The sequence below is a fragment of the Microbacterium sp. NPDC087868 genome (assembly GCF_044900755.1).
GTDB classification, from domain to species: Bacteria; Actinomycetota; Actinomycetes; order Actinomycetales; family Microbacteriaceae; genus Microbacterium; species Microbacterium galbinum.
This window is the reverse complement of record NZ_JBJDNO010000002.1, coordinates 293,387-312,043: the sequence shown is the minus strand read 5'-3', so window position 1 is coordinate 312,043 and position 18,657 is coordinate 293,387. Positions and strand designations below refer to the sequence as shown.

At 68.3% G+C, this 18,657-nt stretch carries 16 protein-coding genes; 5 read left to right on the top strand and 11 right to left on the bottom strand.

Annotation, left to right across the window (positions count from 1 at the left end; genetic code table 11):
- Window positions 1-7: 7 nt before the first annotated feature.
- Entirely contained in the window at window positions 8-484 is a 477-nt protein-coding gene (locus tag ACI2JZ_RS06905) for an ASCH domain-containing protein (RefSeq protein WP_404596989.1), read from the top strand.
- A gap of 94 nt (window positions 485-578) precedes the next feature.
- Here the strand turns inward: ACI2JZ_RS06905 and ACI2JZ_RS06900 are convergent, their stop codons facing one another.
- The 5 genes from ACI2JZ_RS06900 to ACI2JZ_RS06880 all read right to left on the bottom strand — a co-directional run bounded on the left by ACI2JZ_RS06900 (window position 579) and on the right by ACI2JZ_RS06880 (window position 6,023).
- On the bottom strand, window positions 579-1,271 hold the full coding sequence (locus ACI2JZ_RS06900) for a collagen binding domain-containing protein (protein WP_404596988.1): 693 nt from the start codon (window positions 1,269-1,271) through the stop codon (window positions 579-581).
- A complete protein-coding gene (locus ACI2JZ_RS06895) occupies window positions 1,268-2,590 on the bottom strand; it encodes a carboxypeptidase regulatory-like domain-containing protein (RefSeq protein ID WP_404596987.1) in 1,323 nt (440 codons plus the stop codon). Before ACI2JZ_RS06895 ends, ACI2JZ_RS06900 begins: the two co-directional genes overlap by 4 nt.
- A gap of 58 nt (window positions 2,591-2,648) precedes the next feature.
- On the bottom strand, window positions 2,649-3,299 hold the full coding sequence (locus ACI2JZ_RS06890) for a dihydrofolate reductase family protein (RefSeq protein WP_404596986.1): 651 nt from the start codon (window positions 3,297-3,299) through the stop codon (window positions 2,649-2,651).
- A gap of 154 nt (window positions 3,300-3,453) precedes the next feature.
- Window positions 3,454-4,512, bottom strand: a complete 1,059-nt coding sequence (locus ACI2JZ_RS06885; protein ID WP_404596985.1) for an LLM class flavin-dependent oxidoreductase — start codon at window positions 4,510-4,512, stop codon at window positions 3,454-3,456.
- Window positions 4,513-4,541: 29 nt separating this feature from the next.
- Entirely contained in the window at window positions 4,542-6,023 is a 1,482-nt protein-coding gene (locus ACI2JZ_RS06880) for a methyltransferase (RefSeq protein WP_404597428.1), read from the bottom strand.
- Between the two features lie 123 nt (window positions 6,024-6,146).
- Here ACI2JZ_RS06880 and ACI2JZ_RS06875 point away from each other — a divergent pair, with 123 nt between their 5' ends.
- The 4 genes from ACI2JZ_RS06875 (at window position 6,147) to trxA (ending at window position 11,386) form a co-directional block, all read left to right on the top strand.
- On the top strand, window positions 6,147-8,315 hold the full coding sequence (locus ACI2JZ_RS06875; protein ID WP_404596984.1) for a DUF6049 family protein: 2,169 nt from the start codon (window positions 6,147-6,149) through the stop codon (window positions 8,313-8,315).
- Window positions 8,312-9,928, top strand: a complete 1,617-nt coding sequence (murJ, locus tag ACI2JZ_RS06870) for a murein biosynthesis integral membrane protein MurJ (RefSeq protein ID WP_404596983.1) — start codon at window positions 8,312-8,314, stop codon at window positions 9,926-9,928. Before ACI2JZ_RS06875 ends, murJ begins: the two co-directional genes overlap by 4 nt.
- A 93-nt stretch (window positions 9,929-10,021) precedes the next feature.
- The gene (gene trxB, locus ACI2JZ_RS06865) at window positions 10,022-10,996 is read left to right on the top strand and encodes a thioredoxin-disulfide reductase (protein WP_404596982.1); all 975 of its coding nucleotides are present in this window, start codon (window positions 10,022-10,024) and stop codon (window positions 10,994-10,996) included.
- Window positions 10,997-11,062: 66 nt separating this feature from the next.
- The gene (gene trxA / locus ACI2JZ_RS06860) at window positions 11,063-11,386 is read left to right on the top strand and encodes a thioredoxin (RefSeq protein WP_247624063.1); all 324 of its coding nucleotides are present in this window, start codon (window positions 11,063-11,065) and stop codon (window positions 11,384-11,386) included.
- 193 nt (window positions 11,387-11,579) lie between these two features.
- On the opposite strand, the gene ACI2JZ_RS06855 is transcribed toward trxA, so the two are convergent.
- From ACI2JZ_RS06855 to ACI2JZ_RS06830, 6 genes are all read right to left on the bottom strand, one after another.
- Complete coding sequence (locus tag ACI2JZ_RS06855) at window positions 11,580-12,098, bottom strand: GrpB family protein (RefSeq protein WP_404596981.1); 519 nt, start codon at window positions 12,096-12,098, stop codon at window positions 11,580-11,582.
- A gap of 11 nt (window positions 12,099-12,109) precedes the next feature.
- Window positions 12,110-12,445 carry a tryptophan synthase subunit alpha gene (locus ACI2JZ_RS06850; RefSeq protein WP_404596980.1) on the bottom strand — a complete coding sequence of 112 codons (336 nt, stop codon included), beginning with the start codon at window positions 12,443-12,445 and terminating at the stop codon, window positions 12,110-12,112.
- A 10-nt stretch (window positions 12,446-12,455) separates the two neighbouring features.
- The gene (locus ACI2JZ_RS06845; RefSeq protein WP_247633422.1) at window positions 12,456-13,904 is read right to left on the bottom strand and encodes a sugar porter family MFS transporter; all 1,449 of its coding nucleotides are present in this window, start codon (window positions 13,902-13,904) and stop codon (window positions 12,456-12,458) included.
- Between the two features lie 146 nt (window positions 13,905-14,050).
- The gene (locus ACI2JZ_RS06840; RefSeq protein WP_404596979.1) at window positions 14,051-15,028 is read right to left on the bottom strand and encodes a ParB/RepB/Spo0J family partition protein; all 978 of its coding nucleotides are present in this window, start codon (window positions 15,026-15,028) and stop codon (window positions 14,051-14,053) included.
- A complete protein-coding gene (locus ACI2JZ_RS06835) occupies window positions 15,028-15,951 on the bottom strand; it encodes a ParA family protein (RefSeq protein ID WP_404596978.1) in 924 nt (307 codons plus the stop codon). The genes ACI2JZ_RS06840 and ACI2JZ_RS06835 overlap by 1 nt, the downstream gene beginning before the upstream one ends.
- 2,140 nt (window positions 15,952-18,091) lie before the next feature.
- Entirely contained in the window at window positions 18,092-18,535 is a 444-nt protein-coding gene (locus ACI2JZ_RS06830; protein ID WP_247624748.1) for a GNAT family N-acetyltransferase, read from the bottom strand.
- Window positions 18,536-18,657: the final 122 nt, after the last annotated feature.

The following is an 18,657-nucleotide window of genomic DNA, read 5'->3' as shown; positions in this document are numbered from 1 at the left end:
TGAGGTCATGATCACCGCCGACCCCACCGCCCTCGCCTCGTTCTGGGAAGGGGTGCGGTCGGAGCATCCGGAGCTTCCCACCGCCGTGCCCCTGGCCTGGGCCTTCGGCGCGACCCCCGCGCACGCGGATGACCTGCTGGCTCTGGTGCTCGAGGGCATCAAGACGGGCACCGCCTCATCGGTCTGGGACTACGAAGCAGCAAGCGATCCGCTCCCCGTCGAGGGCGAGCTGAGCATCATCCTCGACGGCACCGGAGCACCGCGCGCGGTGATCGAGACGACGAGCATCCGCATCGTCCCCTTCGACGAGGTCGAGGCCGCGCACGCCCACGCCGAGGGCGAGGGCGACCGCACGCTCGAGTACTGGCGCGCCGCGCACGAGCGGTACTGGCGCGCGCACTCCGAGAATCCGCGGGGTTTCGCGCCGGATATGCCGGTCGTGTGCGAGCTGTTCCGGCTGGTGCACCCGGCCGGGCGTCCATAACTCCGGAGAAAACTGCTTCAGCACTCCGAACACAATCGAATCCGGCCTTGAACGCCCAGATTCTCAGGAGTTGTGAACGCGAAGAACGGATGCCTCACCCCTCGTCGCGCCCACGCGCCCGCCGACGCGACACGACGAGCAGCATCGCGCCGAGCAGCAGCACGACTGCTCCGCCGGCCGCCCAGGCGAAGGTCTCGGGGCCGAGGCCCGTTCCGGGGAGCGTTCCGGTGCCCGCACCACCCGTGCCCGGTGCCGGCGGTACGACGGGCGTCGTCGGCGGGTCAGGATCCGGCGACGGGCTGGGCTCGACCACGACCGCGGCGAGCACGAAGTCCTGGGCGATGACGGTGCCGCCGCCCTGTGGCAGGAAACCGAACGAGCGGCGCGCGAAGTCGACCGCCTGCGTGCCCTCGGGCGGGACGACCGTCAGGACGTAGTCTCCAGGTGCGAGACCGCCGAGGCTGTAGGAGCCGTCTTCCGCCGACACGAGCTGCCGCGTTCCCCCCGGACCCTCGAGCGTGAGGGCGACCCCGGCGACCGGGGCACCCGATGCATCCCGCACGGTTCCCGAGAAGCTCCCCAGCAGGGCGAGCTCGAAGTTCACGTCGGTCAGGGACTCACTACCGAGCTCGACCGTCGCGCTGGTGGGTCCGAGTGGCGCGTATCCGCTCGGCGGCGTGATCGTGACCGTGTAGTCGCCCGGCGGAAGGCGCGGGATCGTGTACTCGCCGAGCGGGCGGGTCACGGTCGTCGCGACGATGTTCCCGTCGGGGTCGGTGACGGTCACCACCGCCCGCTCACGCCGATACCCGTCGCCGGCGATGTGACGACGCCACTCAGATCGGCGTTCGTCAGCAGCACGAAGTCTTCTTCCGGCGGGATCGTGATCGGTTCCTCGCTGTCGTCCGGCACCGAGATCGAGCGCGTTTCGTCGGCGGTCGAGAAGCCGCCCGGCGGGATGACGCGCACCACGTGGTCATCGACGGGCACGGTGTCGAAGAGGTACCGCCCGTCCGACTCCGTGATCGCGGTGAGCGCGGTCCCGTCGACGACCACCGTGACCCCGCCGACACCGTTGCCGTTCTCGTCGACCACCCGTCCGGAGACCGCGACCGGCACGATGTCGCGCACGACGAAGTCGACGCCGACGGCATCCGTCTCACTGAGGTCGACGGGTCGGGTCGAGGGGCCTTCCGCGATCATTCCCTCGGGCGCGCTCACTCGCACGGTGTACCCGCCACTGCCTTGGATGCCGGGGAAGGAATAGGTGCCATCGGCGCCGGTCGTCGTCGTCGCGACGACCCGACCGTTCGCATCGGTCAGGGTGAGTCCGACGTCTGCCTGGGGCACGTCGGCGTCGTCGACGACGGTTCCGCTGACGTCGCGCGCGAGCGAGGCGAACCACGTCTGGTACACCGGCAGGCCCGAGCGGCGGGTGAAGACGAAGCTCAGGGTCGTGATGGGGGCGGAGGGTTCGAACCAGGCCGCCGCACCCGAGGTGTCGACCGCACCGGCGTTGCCGGTGAGCGTAAGGGTCGTGTCGTCCCAGGTGGGCACATCGGTGGCCGATCCGGTGCAGGACGGCTTGCCGACCACGCCAGGAGCGCAGTAGTTGAAGCCGCCGCGGAACCCGAGCTCGTCGGCGGTGAGCGCCTGTCCGTCGGGACCGGTGGCCTGGATGCGCACGGAGTCGGCGTCGATGTCACCGAGCACGAAGGTCCAGCCTGCGGTGGGTGTCGGGTCGAGGAAGGAGTACGTCGTCGTCGACGATCCGGTGGGGGTGTCGGCCTGCGGGCGCAGGTTCAGATAGGGCTGGTCCCGGCTGGATCCGTACTTCGCGCCGACGGGGGTGCCCTGCGAGAGCCACGTCGATGCGCCCGAGATCACGCCGACCTGACCGGAGCGCGAGGTGCTGGTCACGATCGCGACCATGGACGGGTCGGGGGTGATCTGCACCGAGGTCGAATACGCACCGCTCGTGCCGGTCAATGGCTGCCAGGTCGCCCACTGCGTCGTGGTCGCGGCCGACGCGGGGCTCGCGACCACCGCGACGGCAGCCACCAGGGCCAGGACTCCGATGACGATGCTGCTTGGCTTCGCGCGCATGGCGCCAGGCTACATCGGTATCCCAGCGAGGCGAAGAGAACTTCCGCCTGATCGACGGTCAGTTCGCGCGCGAGAACGTCAGGTGCACGACCCCGGACTCGGCCGTCTCCGACGCGACGGAGTATCCGGACTCGAGTCCGCGCAGGTCGTCCCACAAGCGGATGCCGCTGCCGATGAGGATCGGGGTGATGCCGACGTGCAGCTCGTCCACGAGACCCGCGCGCAGGTATTCGCGCACGGTCGTCGCTCCGCCGCCCACCCGCACGTCTGCACCCTCCGCAGCCTCGACCGCGCGTCGCAACGCCTCTTCGGGCGCCGCGTCGATGAACTCGAACGACGTGCCGTTCGCGAACTCGATGCGCTCGCGCGGAGTGTGCGTGAGCACGAACACCGGCGCGTGGAAGGGCGGCTCGTCGCCCCACCAGCCGCGCCAGTCGGGGTCGTCGGGGTTCGCGTGCAGACCGAACATCCCGGCGCCCATGATCTCGGCGCCGATGTTCTCGAAATAGCGTGCGGCGTACTTCTCGTCGACCCCGGTCGTGCCCGCACCGCTCGTGTCGTGGAACACCCGCTCACGGAACGTGCGCGTCGCGGCATACGCCGCCGTGAGACGACCCCAGTCCTCGCCGAACGGGTTCTCCGGGGTCTGGTCGGTGGTCGTGGCGAAGCCGTCGAGAGAGATGTTGAGATCGACGCGAACGCGGGTCATGGGTTCTCCGATGTCCGAGGAGCGGATGCCGCGGCATCCGACACGGCGAACCCACTGTCGACCATCCCGCGCGCCGTGTCAACGGCTGGCCGGCCCCGGCGAACGCCCACCCTCGAGACGCCGAACCGGGAACGGATGCCGCGCCCGGCGCGTCTCAGACGACGGGGTCGCCCTGCACCGGGCCCTCGGTGTTCGGCTTCCAGCCGAGCGCCGGCGCGACGTGCTTCGCGAACGACTCGAGCACGTGCAGGTTGTATGCGGGGCCGAGCTGGTTCGGGATCGTGAGCAGCAGGGTGTCGGCGGCCATGACGGCGGAATCGTTCTTCAGCTGCTCGATGAGCACGTCGGGTTCGGCGGCGTAGGTCTTGCCGAACGTCGAGCGGTAACCGTCGATGATGCCGATCTGGTCGCCACTGTCCTCGCTGCGCAGACCGAAGTACGCCCGGTCCATGTCGGTGATCAGCGGGAAGACGCTGCGGCTCACCGAGACGCGCGGCGCGCCGGTGTGACCGGCCTCCTTGTAGGCCGCGCGGAACAGCGCGATCTGCTCGCTCTGGAGTTCGTGGAACGGCACGCCCGTGGCCTCGGTGAGCAGCGTCGAGCTCATCATGTTGAGGCCCTTGCGCCCCGTCTCCTCAGCGGTGGCTCGGGATCCCGAGCCCCACCAGATGTGGTCGCGGAGCGTGGGCGACTGCGGCTCGATCTGCAGGTAGCGTCCGGCGCCGACCATCCGCGGGTCGCCGGGGGCGAGGCCCTCGCCGTCGATCGCGCGCAGGAAGAGGTCGAACTTCTCGCGGGCCATCACACCGCCGCGCTCGGGATCCTCCTCATCGTGGAAGCCGAACGTCTCGTAGCCGCGCAGAGCCGTCTCGGGTGACCCACGGCTCACGCCGAGCGCGATGCGTCCGTCGGCGATCAGGTCGAGCGCAGCCGCCTCCTCGGCGAACTGGAACGGGTTCTCGTACCGCATGTCGATCACGCCGGTGCCGACCTCGATGCGCTTCGTGCGCGCGGCCATCGCCGACAGCAGCGGCATGGGCGAGGCGGCCTGGCGGGCCCAGTGGTGCACGCGCACGTAGGCGCCGTTCACCCCGATCTCATCGGCGCCCTCGGCGATCTCGATGGTCTGCTTCAGCATGTCGCCCGCGGTGCGGGTCGCCGAACCCTGGACATCGGCGTAGTGGCCGAACGAGAGGAATCCGAAAGCCTTCATGGTGTATTCGAACGCATGGATGCCGCGGGTTATTCCGCCGCGAGGAACCCGTCGATCAGCAGCGCCCGGATGCGCGGCTCCAGCTCGGCCCACAGATCGGCGAGCGGAACGTCGAAGAGGTCGGCGAGGGCCGCGGCGATCTGCCCGACCGTCAGCTCGCCGTCGCAGGCGCCCACGAATGCGGCGAGCGCCGGGTCGACGTTCACCGTGCGCCCGAAGCCGCCGCCCTGACGCAGTTCGATCACGCTGGGGTCGTCGTTGCCGGGCAGCAGGTGCCGGGCCTCGGTGACATCGGATGCCGTGACGAGGGTCGCGGGAATTCCGCTCGCGAGCAGGTCGTGCGCCACGAGTCCGCGGCCCAGCGCCTCGCCCACGCCCGACACGGCCTGGCCGACGTGCTCGCTGCGTCGGAGCACGGGGGCGTCTCCGCGACGGATGAGCACGTATCCGAAGCCGATCGCGGTCACCCCGCGTGCGGCGAAGTCATCGAGCCAGGCGGTGAGCAGCGGCGTGAACTCCGCATCGCGTGGGGTGGTGCCGCCGTCGCGGATCCACAGCTCGGCGTAGGCGAGGGGCGAGAGCTCCTCGCGCTCGACGACCCAGAGGTCGAGGTCGCCCGGCACCCAGGCGTCCAAACGCGCCAGGCCTTTCACCCCGTCGCGCGACTCCCAGTTGCCGAGCAGCTGGGCGCTGCCGCCCGCGGTGAGGAATGCGGGTGCGGTGCGCACGAACTGTTCGACGAGCGCGTCTCCGATGAGTCCGCCGTCGCGGTACTCGTACGCGGGCACGCCCTCGGTGCGCGGTGTGATGACGAAGGGCGGGTTCGAGACGATCAGGTCGAACGCCTCCCCCGCGACGGGCTCGAACATGCTGCCCAGGCGGAACTCGATGTTGCCGATCCCGTTCAGGCGCGCGTTGAGTTCGGCGTAGGCCAGGGCCCGGGAGGAGATGTCGGTCGCGATGACCCGTCCGGCACGGCGCGACACGAGCAGCGCCTGGATGCCGCATCCGGTGCCGAGGTCGAGAGCGCGCTCCACCTCGATCGGCACGACGATCTCGGCGAGGGTGCGCGAGGCGCCGCCGACTCCGAGCACGTGGTCGGCGGGCAGTGCGCTGCCGAGCGCGACCTCGTCGAGGTCGCTCGCGATCCACCACTCGCCGACGCCGTCCGCGTCGACGAACGACTGCGGGCGCAGGAGCGCCGTGGGCGTGACGACGGTGTCGGATGCCGTGGCGAGCCCGAGAGCCGTCAGCCCGTCGACGCCGAGCCTCGGGAGTGCCTCCTCGACGGAGCGTCGCTGCTGCGGCATCCCGAGCACGAAGAAGCGCCCCAGGGTCGCGAGAGTTCCCTCGTCACCCTCGATCGCGCGCAGGATGGGCTCACGCATACCGCGGGCCAGGGCGTCGTCAGCCTCTTCGCCCCACAGGCGGCGCAACGGTGCGGAGCGCAGGTCGGCGGCGTCGAGGTCGGCGGCGAGCGAGGCGCATCCGAGCGGGTCGGGAACGGGCATTGCAGAGGCGGACACGGCCGTCACTCTACGCGTCTTCAGGGTTCTCCTCCGGCGCGCCTTCTAGAATCACAAGGTCAGTACTCACGATTCCGCCCTCTTCCCGGGCGTTCGAGGAAGACCTTCATGACCGCGAGCACCCCCGACAGACGCCTCCGTGCGCGTCTTCGGCGACTCACGAGCGCGGCGGCCGCGTTCGCCCTCGCGGCCGGTCTCGGCGCGGTCGCGTCTCCGGCGATGGCGGCCGACGGCGACGACGAGACGACGGATGCCGGCATCGTCGAGCTCTCCGTCGCGATCGGCTCGCACGGCAGGATCACCCCCGGTGCGTCGGCCACGGCATCCCTCTCGCTGCAGAACGACACCGATGCCCGCCTGTCGACCGGCACCGTCACGGTCGAGATCAACCGCACTCCGCTCTCCGACGGCACGGCCGTCTCGACCTGGCTCGACGAGACGTCGGCGCCCGGAGAGTTCGAGACCCTCGGATCGAAGGCGACGGATGCCGTCGACGCCGGCGGCTCCGACCGCGTCTCGGTCGACATCCCGCCGGAGTCCCTCGCCGAGCTCGCTCCCGGTGTCTATCCGATCCGGGCGGGACTGAGCGGAGCGAGCACCGGCACGGTCGGCAGCGATGACTTCGTGTCGCGCAACGTCTCGGCCGACAGCGTGCTCGTCGTGACCGCCGATGCCGTGCAGGTCGGCGTGATCGTGCCCATCACCGCGACTCCTGCCGACGGCGTGCTGCTCACTGCCGACGAGCTCGCCGAGCTCACGGCGGCCGACGGGGCTCTCACGGCCGCTCTCGACGGCGTCTCGGGCACGGCGGCCGTGATCGCCATCGACCCCGCGATCGTCGCGGCGATCCGGGTGCTCGGCACCTCGGCGCCGGCGAACGCGACCGATTGGCTCGAGCGCTTCGACGATCTCCCCAACGAGCGCTTCGCCCTGCAGTTCGGCGACGCCGATGCGACGGTGCAGGCGCAGGCGCAGCTGCCGGAGCTGCTGCAGCCCACGACCCTCGCGCCCTTCGTGAACCCCCTGAACTTCCCGAGCACCCCGGCGACGGCCACGCCGACCCCCGGCACCTCCACGCCGTCTCCGACGCCCTCCGCGACCGACGCGCCCGTGCTGCCCGACGACGAGACGCTCACGACCATCGACGACGCCATCGAGGGAATCGTCTGGCCGTTGGCGGGCGCCCGCTCCGAAGACCTCGCGACTTTCACCTCCTACTTCGGCGGCGCGGTCACGACGATCGTCTCGTCGTCCGCGACGGATGCCGTCGACACCGCGCACGCGACGACCGACGGGCACGACCTGCTCGTCGTCGACGAGGCGATCTCCGCCGCGATCTCCGGTGCCGCGGGCGAATCGGCTTCGGGCGCCCGGCAGCGCTGGCTCGCCGCAGCGAGTGCACAGCTCTACTTCGCCGGGCAGGCGGCGCCGCAGGGCCCGCTCCTGGTCGGCCTCGACCGCGACGAGACCCGAGACGCCGCAGCGCTTCGTGAGGCGATCGCCGCGGTCGACTCCCCCGGATTCGACCTGTCGTCGGTGCGCTCGGCTCCTGCCGCGGGCGTCGCCCTCACCGGTGCCGTCGACGACCTCCGCGTCAGTGCTCTCCAGAACATGCTGGTCGACGAGGGCACGCTCGGCACCTTCGCCACGATCCTCGACGACCCGCAGGTGCTGCTCGGCCGGGAGCGCATCCGCGTGCTGCGCGAGATCGCGGTCGGCGTGCCCGAGACGAAGTTCAGCACCAACGTGGCCGTGCACCGTGCGGCGACGAACGACACGCTCCACGCCGTCAGCATCCCCCCGTCGAGCACGATCCAGCTGCTCAGCGCCAATGCCGACCTCCCGTTCAGCGTGCGCAACGACCTGCCGTGGCCGGTCAATCTGCGCCTGACGGTCGCGCCCACCGACCCCCGCCTCGAGGTGCAGGGCAGCAACGAGGTCGTCGTGCAGGCGAACTCCAGCGCCCGGGTGAAGGTTCCCGTCTCTGCGCGCGTCGGCAGCGGTGAGCTCGATCTGCGCCTGAACCTCTACAGCCCCACCGGCGCACTGATCGACGGTCCGCAGACGGTGCGCGTCGCGGTGCGCGCCGAGTGGGAGACGATCGGTCTCGTCATCTTCGGCGGTCTCGCCGTGCTGCTGATCGTCGGCGGCGTGATCCGCACGGTGCTCCGTCGACGTCGGGAGTCGTCGGTCGAGGGTGGCGAGACGGATGCCGCGATCGATGCCCCGGCCCAGACCCACGAGGACATCGACGCCGGAGAGAAAGAAACCACGTGAGCAGTCTCGGGCGCGCGAGCGCGATCATCGGCGCCGGCACCCTCGTCTCCCGCATCACGGGGCTGCTCCGCAGCATCGTGCTCGTCGGGGTACTCGGATCGGTCGCCTCCGAGGCGGCGGACGCCTTCACCTACGCGAACCAGCTGCCGAACAGCGTCTTCTCCCTGATCTCGGTCGGCATCCTCACCGCGGTGATCGTCCCTCAGATCGTGAAGGCCACCGCGGATGCCGACGGCGGCAACGCCTTCATCTCGAAGCTCTTCACCCTGGGCACCGTCGTGCTCGTGGTCGTGACCGCGATCGCCACCGCGGCCGCGCCCTGGCTCGTGCACCTCGTGGCCGGCAAGGCGAGCGATGATGCGCTGGCGCTGGCCACCGCTCTCGCCTACTGGTGCCTGCCGCAGATCCTGCTCTACGGCCTGTACGCGATGCTGGGCGAGGCGCTCAACGCGCGCAAGATCTTCGGTCCCTTCACGTGGGCACCCGTCGTCAACAACATCGTCTCGATCGCCGGCTTCCTCGCACTCGGCGCCCTCTTCGGCCCGGTCTCCACCCAGGCCGCCGACTGGACGCCCGAGATGATCACCGTGCTCGGCGGCACCGCCACGCTCGGCATCGCGCTGCAGGCCCTCGTGCTGCTCGTGTTCTGGCGCCGCACCGGACTCGCCCTCAAGCCCGACTTCCGCTGGCGCGGTGTGGGTCTCGGCAACGTCGGCCGGCTCGCCGGATGGACGTTCCTCATGGCGTTCGCGAGCCTCGCGGCCGGCATGTACCAGGGCTATCTCGTGAGCGAGGTGTCGGGCCTCGGGGCCTCGGCCACCGTGACCGCCAACGCCTGGCTCATCTTCATGCTCCCCTACTCGGTGATCGTGCTCTCGATCGGCACCCCGTACTTCACGCAGATCAGCGCGCACGCCGCGGCCGGACGAGACGACGAGGTTCGCGCGGACATCGCGCAGAGCATCCGCACCCTGCTGTTCTTCATCGTCGCCGCCACCGCCGCCGTCGCCGCGGCCGCGATCCCCGCCTCCCGCGTCTTCACCGACAACGCCGACGACGCCCAGGCGGCCGCCCTCGTGCTGATCGCCTACCTGTTCGGCCTCATCCCGCTCACGATCCTGTTCATCGTGCAGCGCACCTTCTACGCCTACGACGACACCCGCACGCCGTTCTGGTTCACGATCTTCCAGTGCGTGCTCATCGTCGGCACGGCCCTCGGGGCTCTCGGCCTGCGTGAGGCGGGCATCATCCCGCTCACCTCGCTCGCCGCCGCCGTGGCCTTCGGCCAATCGATCGCGAGCATCGTGCAGACGATCGTCGCCACCTGGCTGCTGCACCGCAAGATCGGCGGCCTGCAGATCCGCTCCTGGATGGCCGCGATCGGCCGCTTCGCCCTCGCCGGCGTCCCCGCGGGCTTCGCCGGATGGGGCGCCTTCGTGCTGCTGGGCGGCGTCGACGGCTGGACGATGGCCGACAAGTTCCAGGGCGCCCTCGGTACCGCGATCGTCGGACTCGTCGTCGTGGTCGTCTACCTCGGCATCCTCGCCCTGCTCCGCGCTCCCGAACTGAAGGCCGCCGGAGCCCTCGCCCGGCGCTTCCTGCCCGGTCGCTGAGCGTCTCCCGTCGCGGGAATGCCGCGCGGTTACCATGGGTTGAAGCTGTCGGACATCATTCGATGGCATTGCAGTTCTCACAGGGAGCATTTCATGCGTCAGGTCGTCATCATCGGCTCCGGCCCCGCCGGTTTCACCGCCGCCATCTACGCGGCGCGCGCGAACCTCGAGCCGCTGCTCATCGCGAGCTCGGTCGAGGTCGGCGGTGAGCTGATGAACACCACCGAGGTCGAGAACTACGCCGGCTTCCCCGACGGCATCCAGGGCCCCGAGCTCATGGCCAAGTTCCAGGAGCAGGCCGAGAAGTTCGGCACCGAGGTCGTCTACGACGACGTCGCGTCGCTCGAGCTCGACGGACCGGTCAAGAAGGTCACCCTCGGCAGCGGCACGGTGCACGAGACCCAGACCCTCATCTACGCGACGGGCTCGGCGTACCGCAAGCTCGGCATCGAGGGCGAAGAGCGCCTCTCCGGCTACGGCGTCTCGTGGTGCGCCACCTGCGACGGCTTCTTCTTCCGCGAGAAGACGATCGCGGTCGTCGGCGGCGGCGACTCCGCGATGGAGGAGGCCACGTTCCTCACCCGCTTCGCCGACAAGGTCTACGTGATCCACCGCAAGGACACCCTCCGCGCGTCGAAGATCATGCAGGAGCGCGCCTTCGCGAACGAGAAGATCGAGTTCATCTGGAACAGCGAAGTCGCCGAGATCCTCGGCAAGGACTCGGTCGAGGGCGTGCAGCTGCGCTCCACCGAAGACGGCACGCTGCGCGACCTGCCCCTCGACGGTCTCTTCGTCGCCATCGGCAACGACCCGCGCACGCACCTCGTGCACGACAAGCTGAAGCTCACCGCCGAGGGCACGATCTGGGTCGACGGCCGCTCCTCGGTCACCTCGGTTCCCGGTGTCTTCGCCGCCGGCGACGTGATCGACCCCACCTACCGTCAGGCCATCACCGCTGCCGGTTCCGGAACGGTCGCCGCCCTCGACGCCGAGCACTTCCTCGCCGACCTCGAAGACGCCTCCGTCGAGTTCCCGGCCGCCGAAGCGGCCGAGATCATCACCGCCTGACCTACGGGAACACTTTCCCCCGGTCGGCTGTTGTATCCGACGAACCTCGAACAAGGAGAAACTCTGATGAGTGCACAGGCTACGAGCCAGGCGACCTGGGAGCAGGACGTACTGCAGGCCGAAGGTCCCATTCTCGTGGACTTCTGGGCCGAATGGTGCGGACCGTGTCGTATGGTCGCCCCGGTCCTGGACCAGATCCAGGCCGACAACCCCGACAAGATCACCATCCTCAAGCTCAACGTCGACGAGAACCCCGAGCTGGCGATGAAGTACCAGATCACGTCGATCCCGGCGATGAAGGTGTTCCAGGGCGGTGAGGTCAAGACGACCATCATCGGCGCGAAGCCGAAGCCGGCCCTCGAGAAGGACCTCGCGGCCTTCATCGGCTGAGTCTGAGAAGTTTCGGGCCGTCGTCTCCTTCGGGAGGCGGCGGCCTTTCTCGTTCTTGCCGTTGTTCTACGGATGCTTTCGGTGACGGGCTCCGGGATGTTCCCCTCTCTCGCAGAACGGGGACCCTCCCGCTTCGCGGGCCCCTCCCGACAGAAGCTGGGTCCCTGGGCTTGTGCAAGGCCCCACCCCGCGGCTACTTGTCCGACACCTCGACCCGCGGCAACCCCCGGGCCGTGCGCGCGCGATCCACGATCTCCTGGATCACCGGGGTCTTCGCGGCGCTGTAGCTCTTCGTACCGCGGGCAGCGGCGGCCACGGCATCGCACTTCGCGTGCCGGTAGCGATCGGCATCCGCGGGGTGCTCGAGCAGCCAGTCCCGCAGGATCCTCTGGTTCACGGCATCCCAGTCTGCCGCGGTGAAGAAGTGCGCGATATGCGTGCGCACTCCGTCCCTCTCACGGAGCATCACCGGGTGACTGCGCACCGCGCTCCCCCGCCGCCAGCCCGACCTCTCGAGCGCACTCCGATGCCGCTCGAAGTCCGCAGGATCCGCAACCCGCACCGCGAGGTCGATGATGGGCTTCGCGCGCATGCCGGGGATCGCGGTCGAACCGATGTGCTCGATGACCCAGTCCGGGTCGCCCTGCGAGCGCAACAGGGCGGCAGCAGCCGCGAACTGCTCGGGCCATGACGGATCGTAGGCGACGAGCATCCGTGGCATCGTCAGGAGGCGTCCGCGACCGACGGGTCCCACCGGCGGTAGCGCTGCTTCTCGTCGAGCAGGCCCCACACGGCCGGCGTCAGCTCCGGGTACTCGAGGGCGATCTGCCGCAGCACCCGGTAGTGCCGGGCTTCGTTCGGCCGCACGCCGTCGTTCGCGCTGATGTTGTCGGCGCGCAGCAGGTAGACGACGAGCTCATCGATGCTGGGGAGCTCCTCCATGAACTCCCACGGGTCCTCCCCGCCCAGCAACCGCTCCTGCACGATCACGGCGAGTTCGTCGGATGCCTCGGCACGCAGTACTTCCAGGCTGGCGCGACGGGGCACGGACTCGCTCATGCCTTCCAGCCTACGCGCGTGCGCGACGGGGTCGGCGCTCGACCTTCACATCCTCGCTCATGTCCTCGAGCTCCTTGCCCTTGGTCTCGGCGACCTTGAAGTACACGAAGAAGAACGACAGCAGTGCGAAGAACGCGTAGAAGCCGTAGGCGAACGGCAGGCCGATGTTGGCGAACGCGGGGAACGTCGTCGAGATGAAGAAGTTCGCCGCCCACTGCGCCGCCGCCGCGACCGCGAGGGCGCCCGCGCGGATCGAGTTCGGGAACATCTCGCCCAGCAGCACCCACACGAGCGGGCCCCAGGTGGCACCGAAGAACACGACGAACGCGTTGGCGCAGATCAGCGCCACGGTCGACCAGGGCTCGGGCAGCGTGACGGCACCGGCGGAATCGAGGGTGCCGAACGAGAACGCGAGAGCCATGAGGCCGAGCGAGATCGTCATGCCCACCGATCCGACGAGCAGCATGATGCGGCGGCCGACCTTGTCGACGAGCAGGATCGCGACGATCGTCACCACGATGTTCGTGACGGAGGTGATCACTGTGATCAGCAGCGCCTCGGATTCACCGAAGCCGACCGACTGCCACAGCGTCGTCGAGTAGTAGAAGATGACGTTGATGCCGACGAACTGCTGGAAGACCGACAGCAGGATGCCGACCCAGACGATCGGCTTGAGGCCGAAGCGGTTGCCGCGCAGGTCGCGCAGGGATTCCTTCTTCTCCGTGTCGATCGTGCCGGTGATCTCGGAGATCTTGGCCTTCACGTCGACCGTCCCCGTGACGGTCGTGAGCACCTCGGATGCCTTCTCGATGTCGCCCTTGCGCACGAGATAGCGCGGGGATTCGGGCAGTTTCAGCGCCATGATGCCGTAGACGATCGCCGGGATCGCCTCCGCGATGAACATCCATCGCCAGGCGTACAGGCCCCAGAGCGACTCGGCAGCCCCGCCGGCGACCTCGGCGAGCAGGGCGTCCGACAACAGGGCGACGAAGATACCGCTCACGATCGCGAGCTGCTGCAGCGAGCCGAGTCGACCGCGCATGCTGGCGGGAGAGACCTCGGCGATGTACGCCGGCGCGATGACGGATGCCGCGCCGACACCCAGGCCACCGACGATGCGCCAGATGATCAGGTCGACGACGCTGAAGGCCAGACCGGAACCGATCGACGACACCAGGAAGAGGACCGCAGCCGCGACCATGATGGGGATGCGTCCGTACCGGTTCGCCAGCGGACCGGCGAACCACGCGCCGACCGCACAACCGATGAGGGCCGACGAAACGGCGAAGCCCTTGAGGCCGGCGCCGAGGTCGAAGCCCGACTGGTTGCCGGCGAGAGCATCCACCGCGCCGTTGATGACCGCTGTGTCGAATCCGAAGAGGAATCCGCCGAGGGCCGCGGCGATGCTGATCGCGATCACCTTCCCCTTGATGCCGGATCCGGATGCTGTCGCTGACATGTTGCCCTCCCATGGGTCGTCCTCAGCGAGTCTAGAACTCCGGAGAATCTCGCGGGGGTACTTGACATCGAGGGCCGTCAACGAGAAAAGCGCCCGACTCCCCGAGATTCAGGGGGTCGGACGCGATTCTCTGCGGTGGATTCAGCTCAGTTGCCGTAGCTCTCCTCGCCGAGCTCACTGAGGATGCGGTTGAGATCCTGGATCGAAGCGAAATCGATCGTGACCTGGCCTTTGCGCGAACCCAGGGAGATCTTGACCCGCGTGTTGAGGCGATCCCCGAGCTTGCCGGCGACCTCGTCGAGGTAGGCGCGGCGCGCTCCCGGCGTCGCCTTCGTCGTCTTGGTGCCACTGCTCCACTGCGTCTTCGCGGCCTCCTCGGTCGCGCGCACCGAGAGGTCTTCGTTCACGACCTTGTCGGCGAGGCGCTGCATCGATTCGGGCGTCTCGAGACTGAGGATCGCGCGAGCGTGGCCCGCGGTCAGCACGCCCGCCGCGACACGCTGCTGCACGGGCACCGGCAGCTTGAGCAGACGGATCGTGTTGCTGATCTGAGGACGGGAACGACCGATGCGCGTCGCGAGTTCCTCCTGCGTGATGCCGAAGTCCTCGAGCAGCTGCTGGTAGGCGGATGCCTCTTCCAGAGGGTTGAGCTCGGAACGGTGGAGGTTCTCGAGCAGCGCGTCGCGCAGGAGATCCTCATCGGCGGTCTCGCGCACGATCGCGGGGATCGCGGTGAGGCCGGCCTCCCGAGCGGCGCGCGTGCGCCGCTCCCCCATGATCAGCTCGTAGTCGCCCTCGGAGTTGGTGCGCACGACGACGGGCTGCAGCACGCCGAACTCCCGCACGCTGTGCACCAGCTCGGCGAGATCATCGGCGTCGAAGTGGGTGCGCGGCTGGCGCGGGTTGGCGACGATCTTGTTCGGGTCGACCTGCACGAGGTGGATTCCCGGCACGACGGTGAGGTCCACAGCATCCGCGCCCTCAGCCGGTGCCTCGGTCGTGGTCGTCGACTCCGACGGACGGATGCTCGCGCCGGGGAAGAACACGTCGACCGGACGCTCCGTCTGATCGGCCGTGGGGATGAGTGCGCCGATTCCGCGGCCCAGACCAGTGCGCTTCGCCATCATTTCTCCTTGCTCTGCGCCGCACGCGACGCGATTTCGACAGCGGCCTCACGATACGCGATCGCGCCGGCGGACTGACCGTCGTAGGCGATCACCGTCTGGCCGAAACTCGGGGCTTCCGACACGCGCACCGACCGCGGGATCATCGTCTCGAGCACCTGCTCGGGGAAATGACCGCGCACCTCTTCAGCCACCTGCTGCGCCAGGCGGGTACGCCCGTCGTACATCGTCAACAGGATCGTCGAGAGGTGGAGACCCGGGTTCAGGTGCTTCTGGATCATCTGGATGCTGCCGAGCAGTTGACTCAGACCCTCCAGCGCGTAGTACTCGCACTGAATGGGAATGAACACCTCGGATGCCGCGGTGAACGCGTTGATCGTGAGGAGACCGAGCGACGGCGGGCAGTCGATGATCACGAAGTCCATCGGCGTGCTCTTGAGGTACTCGTCGAGTGCTGTGCGCAGTCGATGCTCGCGCGCCACCTGCGCCACGAGTTCGATCTCGGCGCCGGCGAGATGAATCGTGCTCGGCGCGCAGAAGAGGTTCTCGTCCTCGGGGCTCTGCTGAACGATCTCAGCGAGGGGCGTGCCCTCGATCAGGACGTCGTAGATGCTCGCGGTCTCCGCATTGTGCGGGACTCCGAGCGCAGTCGACGCATTTCCCTGCGGATCGAGGTCGATCACGAGGACCTTCGCCCCCAGTCCGGCGAGGGCCGAAGCCACGTTCACCGCGGTCGTGGTCTTACCGACCCCACCCTTCTGGTTGGAGACCGTCATCACCCGCGTCTCTCCGGAGAAATCCACCTTCGTGGACTCCAGAGCACGACGTCGAGCTGACAGGTCGGCGAGCTCCCGCGCGAGCGGTGTATCCATCCCGAATGATTCACTCGGGGATGCCTTTTCGGACTGTTTCACGTGAAACATCCACTCCTTTCGGGGCCGCGTTCCACTCTAATCGCTTGGACCGACGTCGGAACGCCGAGGGTGGGGTTCCTCGGGCTGTCGAGGGCTGTATCTCGGCTTTCCTTGGCGCTCTTCGGGGTGGGGGGTGCAGTAGTCCCTGGGGTGTGGAGGTGAAGCGCTCCCTTCGTTCGCAGAACGGGGACCCTCCCGCTTCGCGGGCCCCTCCCGATGCTCACTCCCGGGAGTACTTCACCTCCACACGGCTCCTTTTGCCTCAACCAGGGGTGGTTGGCGTCTGTACCCTTCTCAGCGTTTCACGTGAAGCATGTCAGTTCCAGGGGGAAGCGTCGACCGCGATAGATCTGGTCTCCGCGTTGCAGCCTGCGCGATGTGCCGCGCCTGCGTCGCTATGAGTACGCGACCTCGCAACCGGAGCCGGCTGCCATCGACGCGACTTCTGCCAGGAGCGTGCCGGACCTTGGCCGTACGGTCCGGCTGCCCTCCTGTGGCCGTAGGTGGATACTCACTGGTGGAAGACTCCGCTGGTTCCTGACTACTCGGAGTCGCACAGGTGCAGTATTAGCCGCCGCCGCTGAGTGCGCGTTTCACGTGAAACACAGGGGGATGACTGTCTAGCGGGCCCGGGGTGAACGAAACCCACGGTCCCTGAGCGAGGGAAGCGAGACGAGGGGCCGCCAGCGAGGAACAGTCAGCTACGCGCCCCCGCGCAGTACCTCCCTCGTCACTCTCCATCCCCCGTTCCCCACTCCCCTCTCCCCTCAACCTCTCCCCTCTCCCCTCTCCCCTCTCCCCTCTCCACGCTCCCCGCTTCTCTCGCCACGTGCTCCGCAATCCTCGCCACGTTCCCCGCGCTCCTCCCCAGTCCCCGGCCGCCGTCTCGGCGATGAGGAATCGTATGTTTCACGTGAAACAAGTTCAGATGGGCCCAAGCTGCGGCGCTTCGAGCCGTTGATCATCACCGATTGCTTCCGCCGAACGGAAGTGAGGCACTCCCCCAGCCGGCAGCGGTAGCCCGCAACGCGGCGCCCGCCCCACCCCGCCCCGTCCCGTCCGCCCGTGCCGTACCGCCGCCCCGCCGCCTCCCGCCATGCCCTTCCCCGCGTCACCCGCGTCCCCCCGCCGTCCCCCTCGTCCCGCTTCGCCTCGCTCCGTCTTGCTTTGAGCGATCCCGCTTCGCGTCATCCCGCTTTGCCTCGCTTCGCATCCCATGCCTCGTTTCGTGCCGGCTTGCCGCGTTTCGTTCCGGCCCACCGAGCTCTCCTACGAGGGGAGGGGCGGAAGCGCGAAGTGGCGCGGCACAAGGCGAGGGGAAGCAAGGCGAAGGTCTGAAATGAGCGCCACCGGTCCCCGCACCTCCCCCACACTCCGTCCACTGTTCGTCGCTATCCCGGCCGCAGCACCACATGTTTCACGTGGAACATCGCCCTAAGAGTTCCGAGAACGGCGCAGCGCGCAACGACAGGTGATGTGGAGTGCAGAGCTAACTAGGTGCTCCGGGACCTAGCGTCGCGCGACCCTCGGGCCGGCGCCCCCGCCCGCCCCCCGCCATCACTGCGGGAGCGGACCACATGAAACAAGACAAAGCGAACGAAGTCACAAGCGAAGGGAACACCATCGCTGCGTACCAGCTAGCTCGAACCCTCTGATCGGGCTCTTTAAACAGATGTTTCACGTGAAACAAAACCCACCCGACACCAGCAGCCCTCAACGCACTCGCCCTCCGCGCGCTGCTGCACCAGATTGCGTGAGGTTGGTGCCGCTCCCTCACCTGAGCATCGGCACGAGCTCTCGAAGCAGCAACGCCTCAAGCTCTCCTCAACGAGCGGGAAGTACTCAAGAGCCGCAACCCAACCGACCTACCCTGCCACTCCCAACGTCTTCGCAGTGGAGACGACGATCTTCATCGAGAACGATGTTCCACGTGAAACACAAATGTCCAGAGGCCGTCAGCGCCCGGTTCCTACCGCTCGCACAGGCCTACAAGCCACTGTGTGGAGGTGGCGTACTCCCGGGAGTGAGCATCGGGAGGGGCCCGCGAAGCGGGAGGGTCCCCGCTCTGCGAACGAAGGGAGTACACCGCCTCCACACCCACAAGAAACGCACGAAAGCACTCACCCACGTTTCACGTGAAACAGCAGAACTACGAGGACTCCACTCCCCCACGAACCATGAAGACGTCCACGGCATCCTCGCTCTCGAGCCTGAACCCATGACGCTCATAGAGACGCCGAGCGGCACTCCCCTGCAGCACGTTGAGGCGCAAAGGGAGCCCGGTGTCATGCTTCTCGAGAAGGTGAGTGAGCACCGCAGTCCCCACACCCTTGCCCTGCACGTTCGGGTCCAGATAGAAGTGCTCGATCCATACGGCATCCGGCTCGTCGCGAACGGCAACGGATCCCACGTCGCGCCCATCGAGGACGATGACCCAGGTGTTCTCCGGCACGAAAGCCCTCAGGAAGCGTTCACGCACCCAGGTCGGGTCGTACCTGTCGAGTCGCTCGAGATCCGGACGCATGACCACGGCGCGCAGCTCGGCCATCCACGCCGCATCGGTCGATGTGCTCGTGCGCAACGTCCAGCCCATGTCGATACCCTCCCGACCGCGAACACTCTGATCTAAAGCGAATCCGCGGATGTTTCACGTGAAACATCGTCGACCTCAGGCGTGACCCCTCCCTCGGCGATGCGATGTTTCACGTGAAACAT

Excerpts from the sequence above, each read along its gene's own strand:
- trxB (WP_404596982.1), top strand. The coding sequence starts at position 10,022 with ATGCGTCAGGTCGTCATCATCGGCTCCGGCCCCGCCGGTTTCACCGCC.
- ACI2JZ_RS06855 (WP_404596981.1), bottom strand. The coding sequence starts at position 12,098 with ATGCTCGTCGCCTACGATCCGTCATGGCCCGAGCAGTTCGCGGCTGCT.
- ACI2JZ_RS06885 (WP_404596985.1), bottom strand. The coding sequence starts at position 4,512 with ATGAAGGCTTTCGGATTCCTCTCGTTCGGCCACTACGCCGATGTCCAG.
- trxA (WP_247624063.1), top strand. The coding sequence starts at position 11,063 with ATGAGTGCACAGGCTACGAGCCAGGCGACCTGGGAGCAGGACGTACTG.
- ACI2JZ_RS06835 (WP_404596978.1), bottom strand. The coding sequence starts at position 15,951 with ATGTTTCACGTGAAACAGTCCGAAAAGGCATCCCCGAGTGAATCATTC.
- ACI2JZ_RS06895 (WP_404596987.1), bottom strand. The coding sequence starts at position 2,590 with ATGCGCGCGAAGCCAAGCAGCATCGTCATCGGAGTCCTGGCCCTGGTG.
- ACI2JZ_RS06875 (WP_404596984.1), top strand. The coding sequence starts at position 6,147 with ATGACCGCGAGCACCCCCGACAGACGCCTCCGTGCGCGTCTTCGGCGA.
- ACI2JZ_RS06890 (WP_404596986.1), bottom strand. The coding sequence starts at position 3,299 with ATGACCCGCGTTCGCGTCGATCTCAACATCTCTCTCGACGGCTTCGCC.
- ACI2JZ_RS06905 (WP_404596989.1), top strand. The coding sequence starts at position 8 with ATGATCACCGCCGACCCCACCGCCCTCGCCTCGTTCTGGGAAGGGGTG.
- ACI2JZ_RS06840 (WP_404596979.1), bottom strand. The coding sequence starts at position 15,028 with ATGGCGAAGCGCACTGGTCTGGGCCGCGGAATCGGCGCACTCATCCCC.
- ACI2JZ_RS06880 (WP_404597428.1), bottom strand. The coding sequence starts at position 6,023 with ATGCCCGTTCCCGACCCGCTCGGATGCGCCTCGCTCGCCGCCGACCTC.
- ACI2JZ_RS06845 (WP_247633422.1), bottom strand. The coding sequence starts at position 13,904 with ATGTCAGCGACAGCATCCGGATCCGGCATCAAGGGGAAGGTGATCGCG.
- ACI2JZ_RS06850 (WP_404596980.1), bottom strand. The coding sequence starts at position 12,445 with ATGAGCGAGTCCGTGCCCCGTCGCGCCAGCCTGGAAGTACTGCGTGCC.
- ACI2JZ_RS06830 (WP_247624748.1), bottom strand. The coding sequence starts at position 18,535 with ATGGGCTGGACGTTGCGCACGAGCACATCGACCGATGCGGCGTGGATG.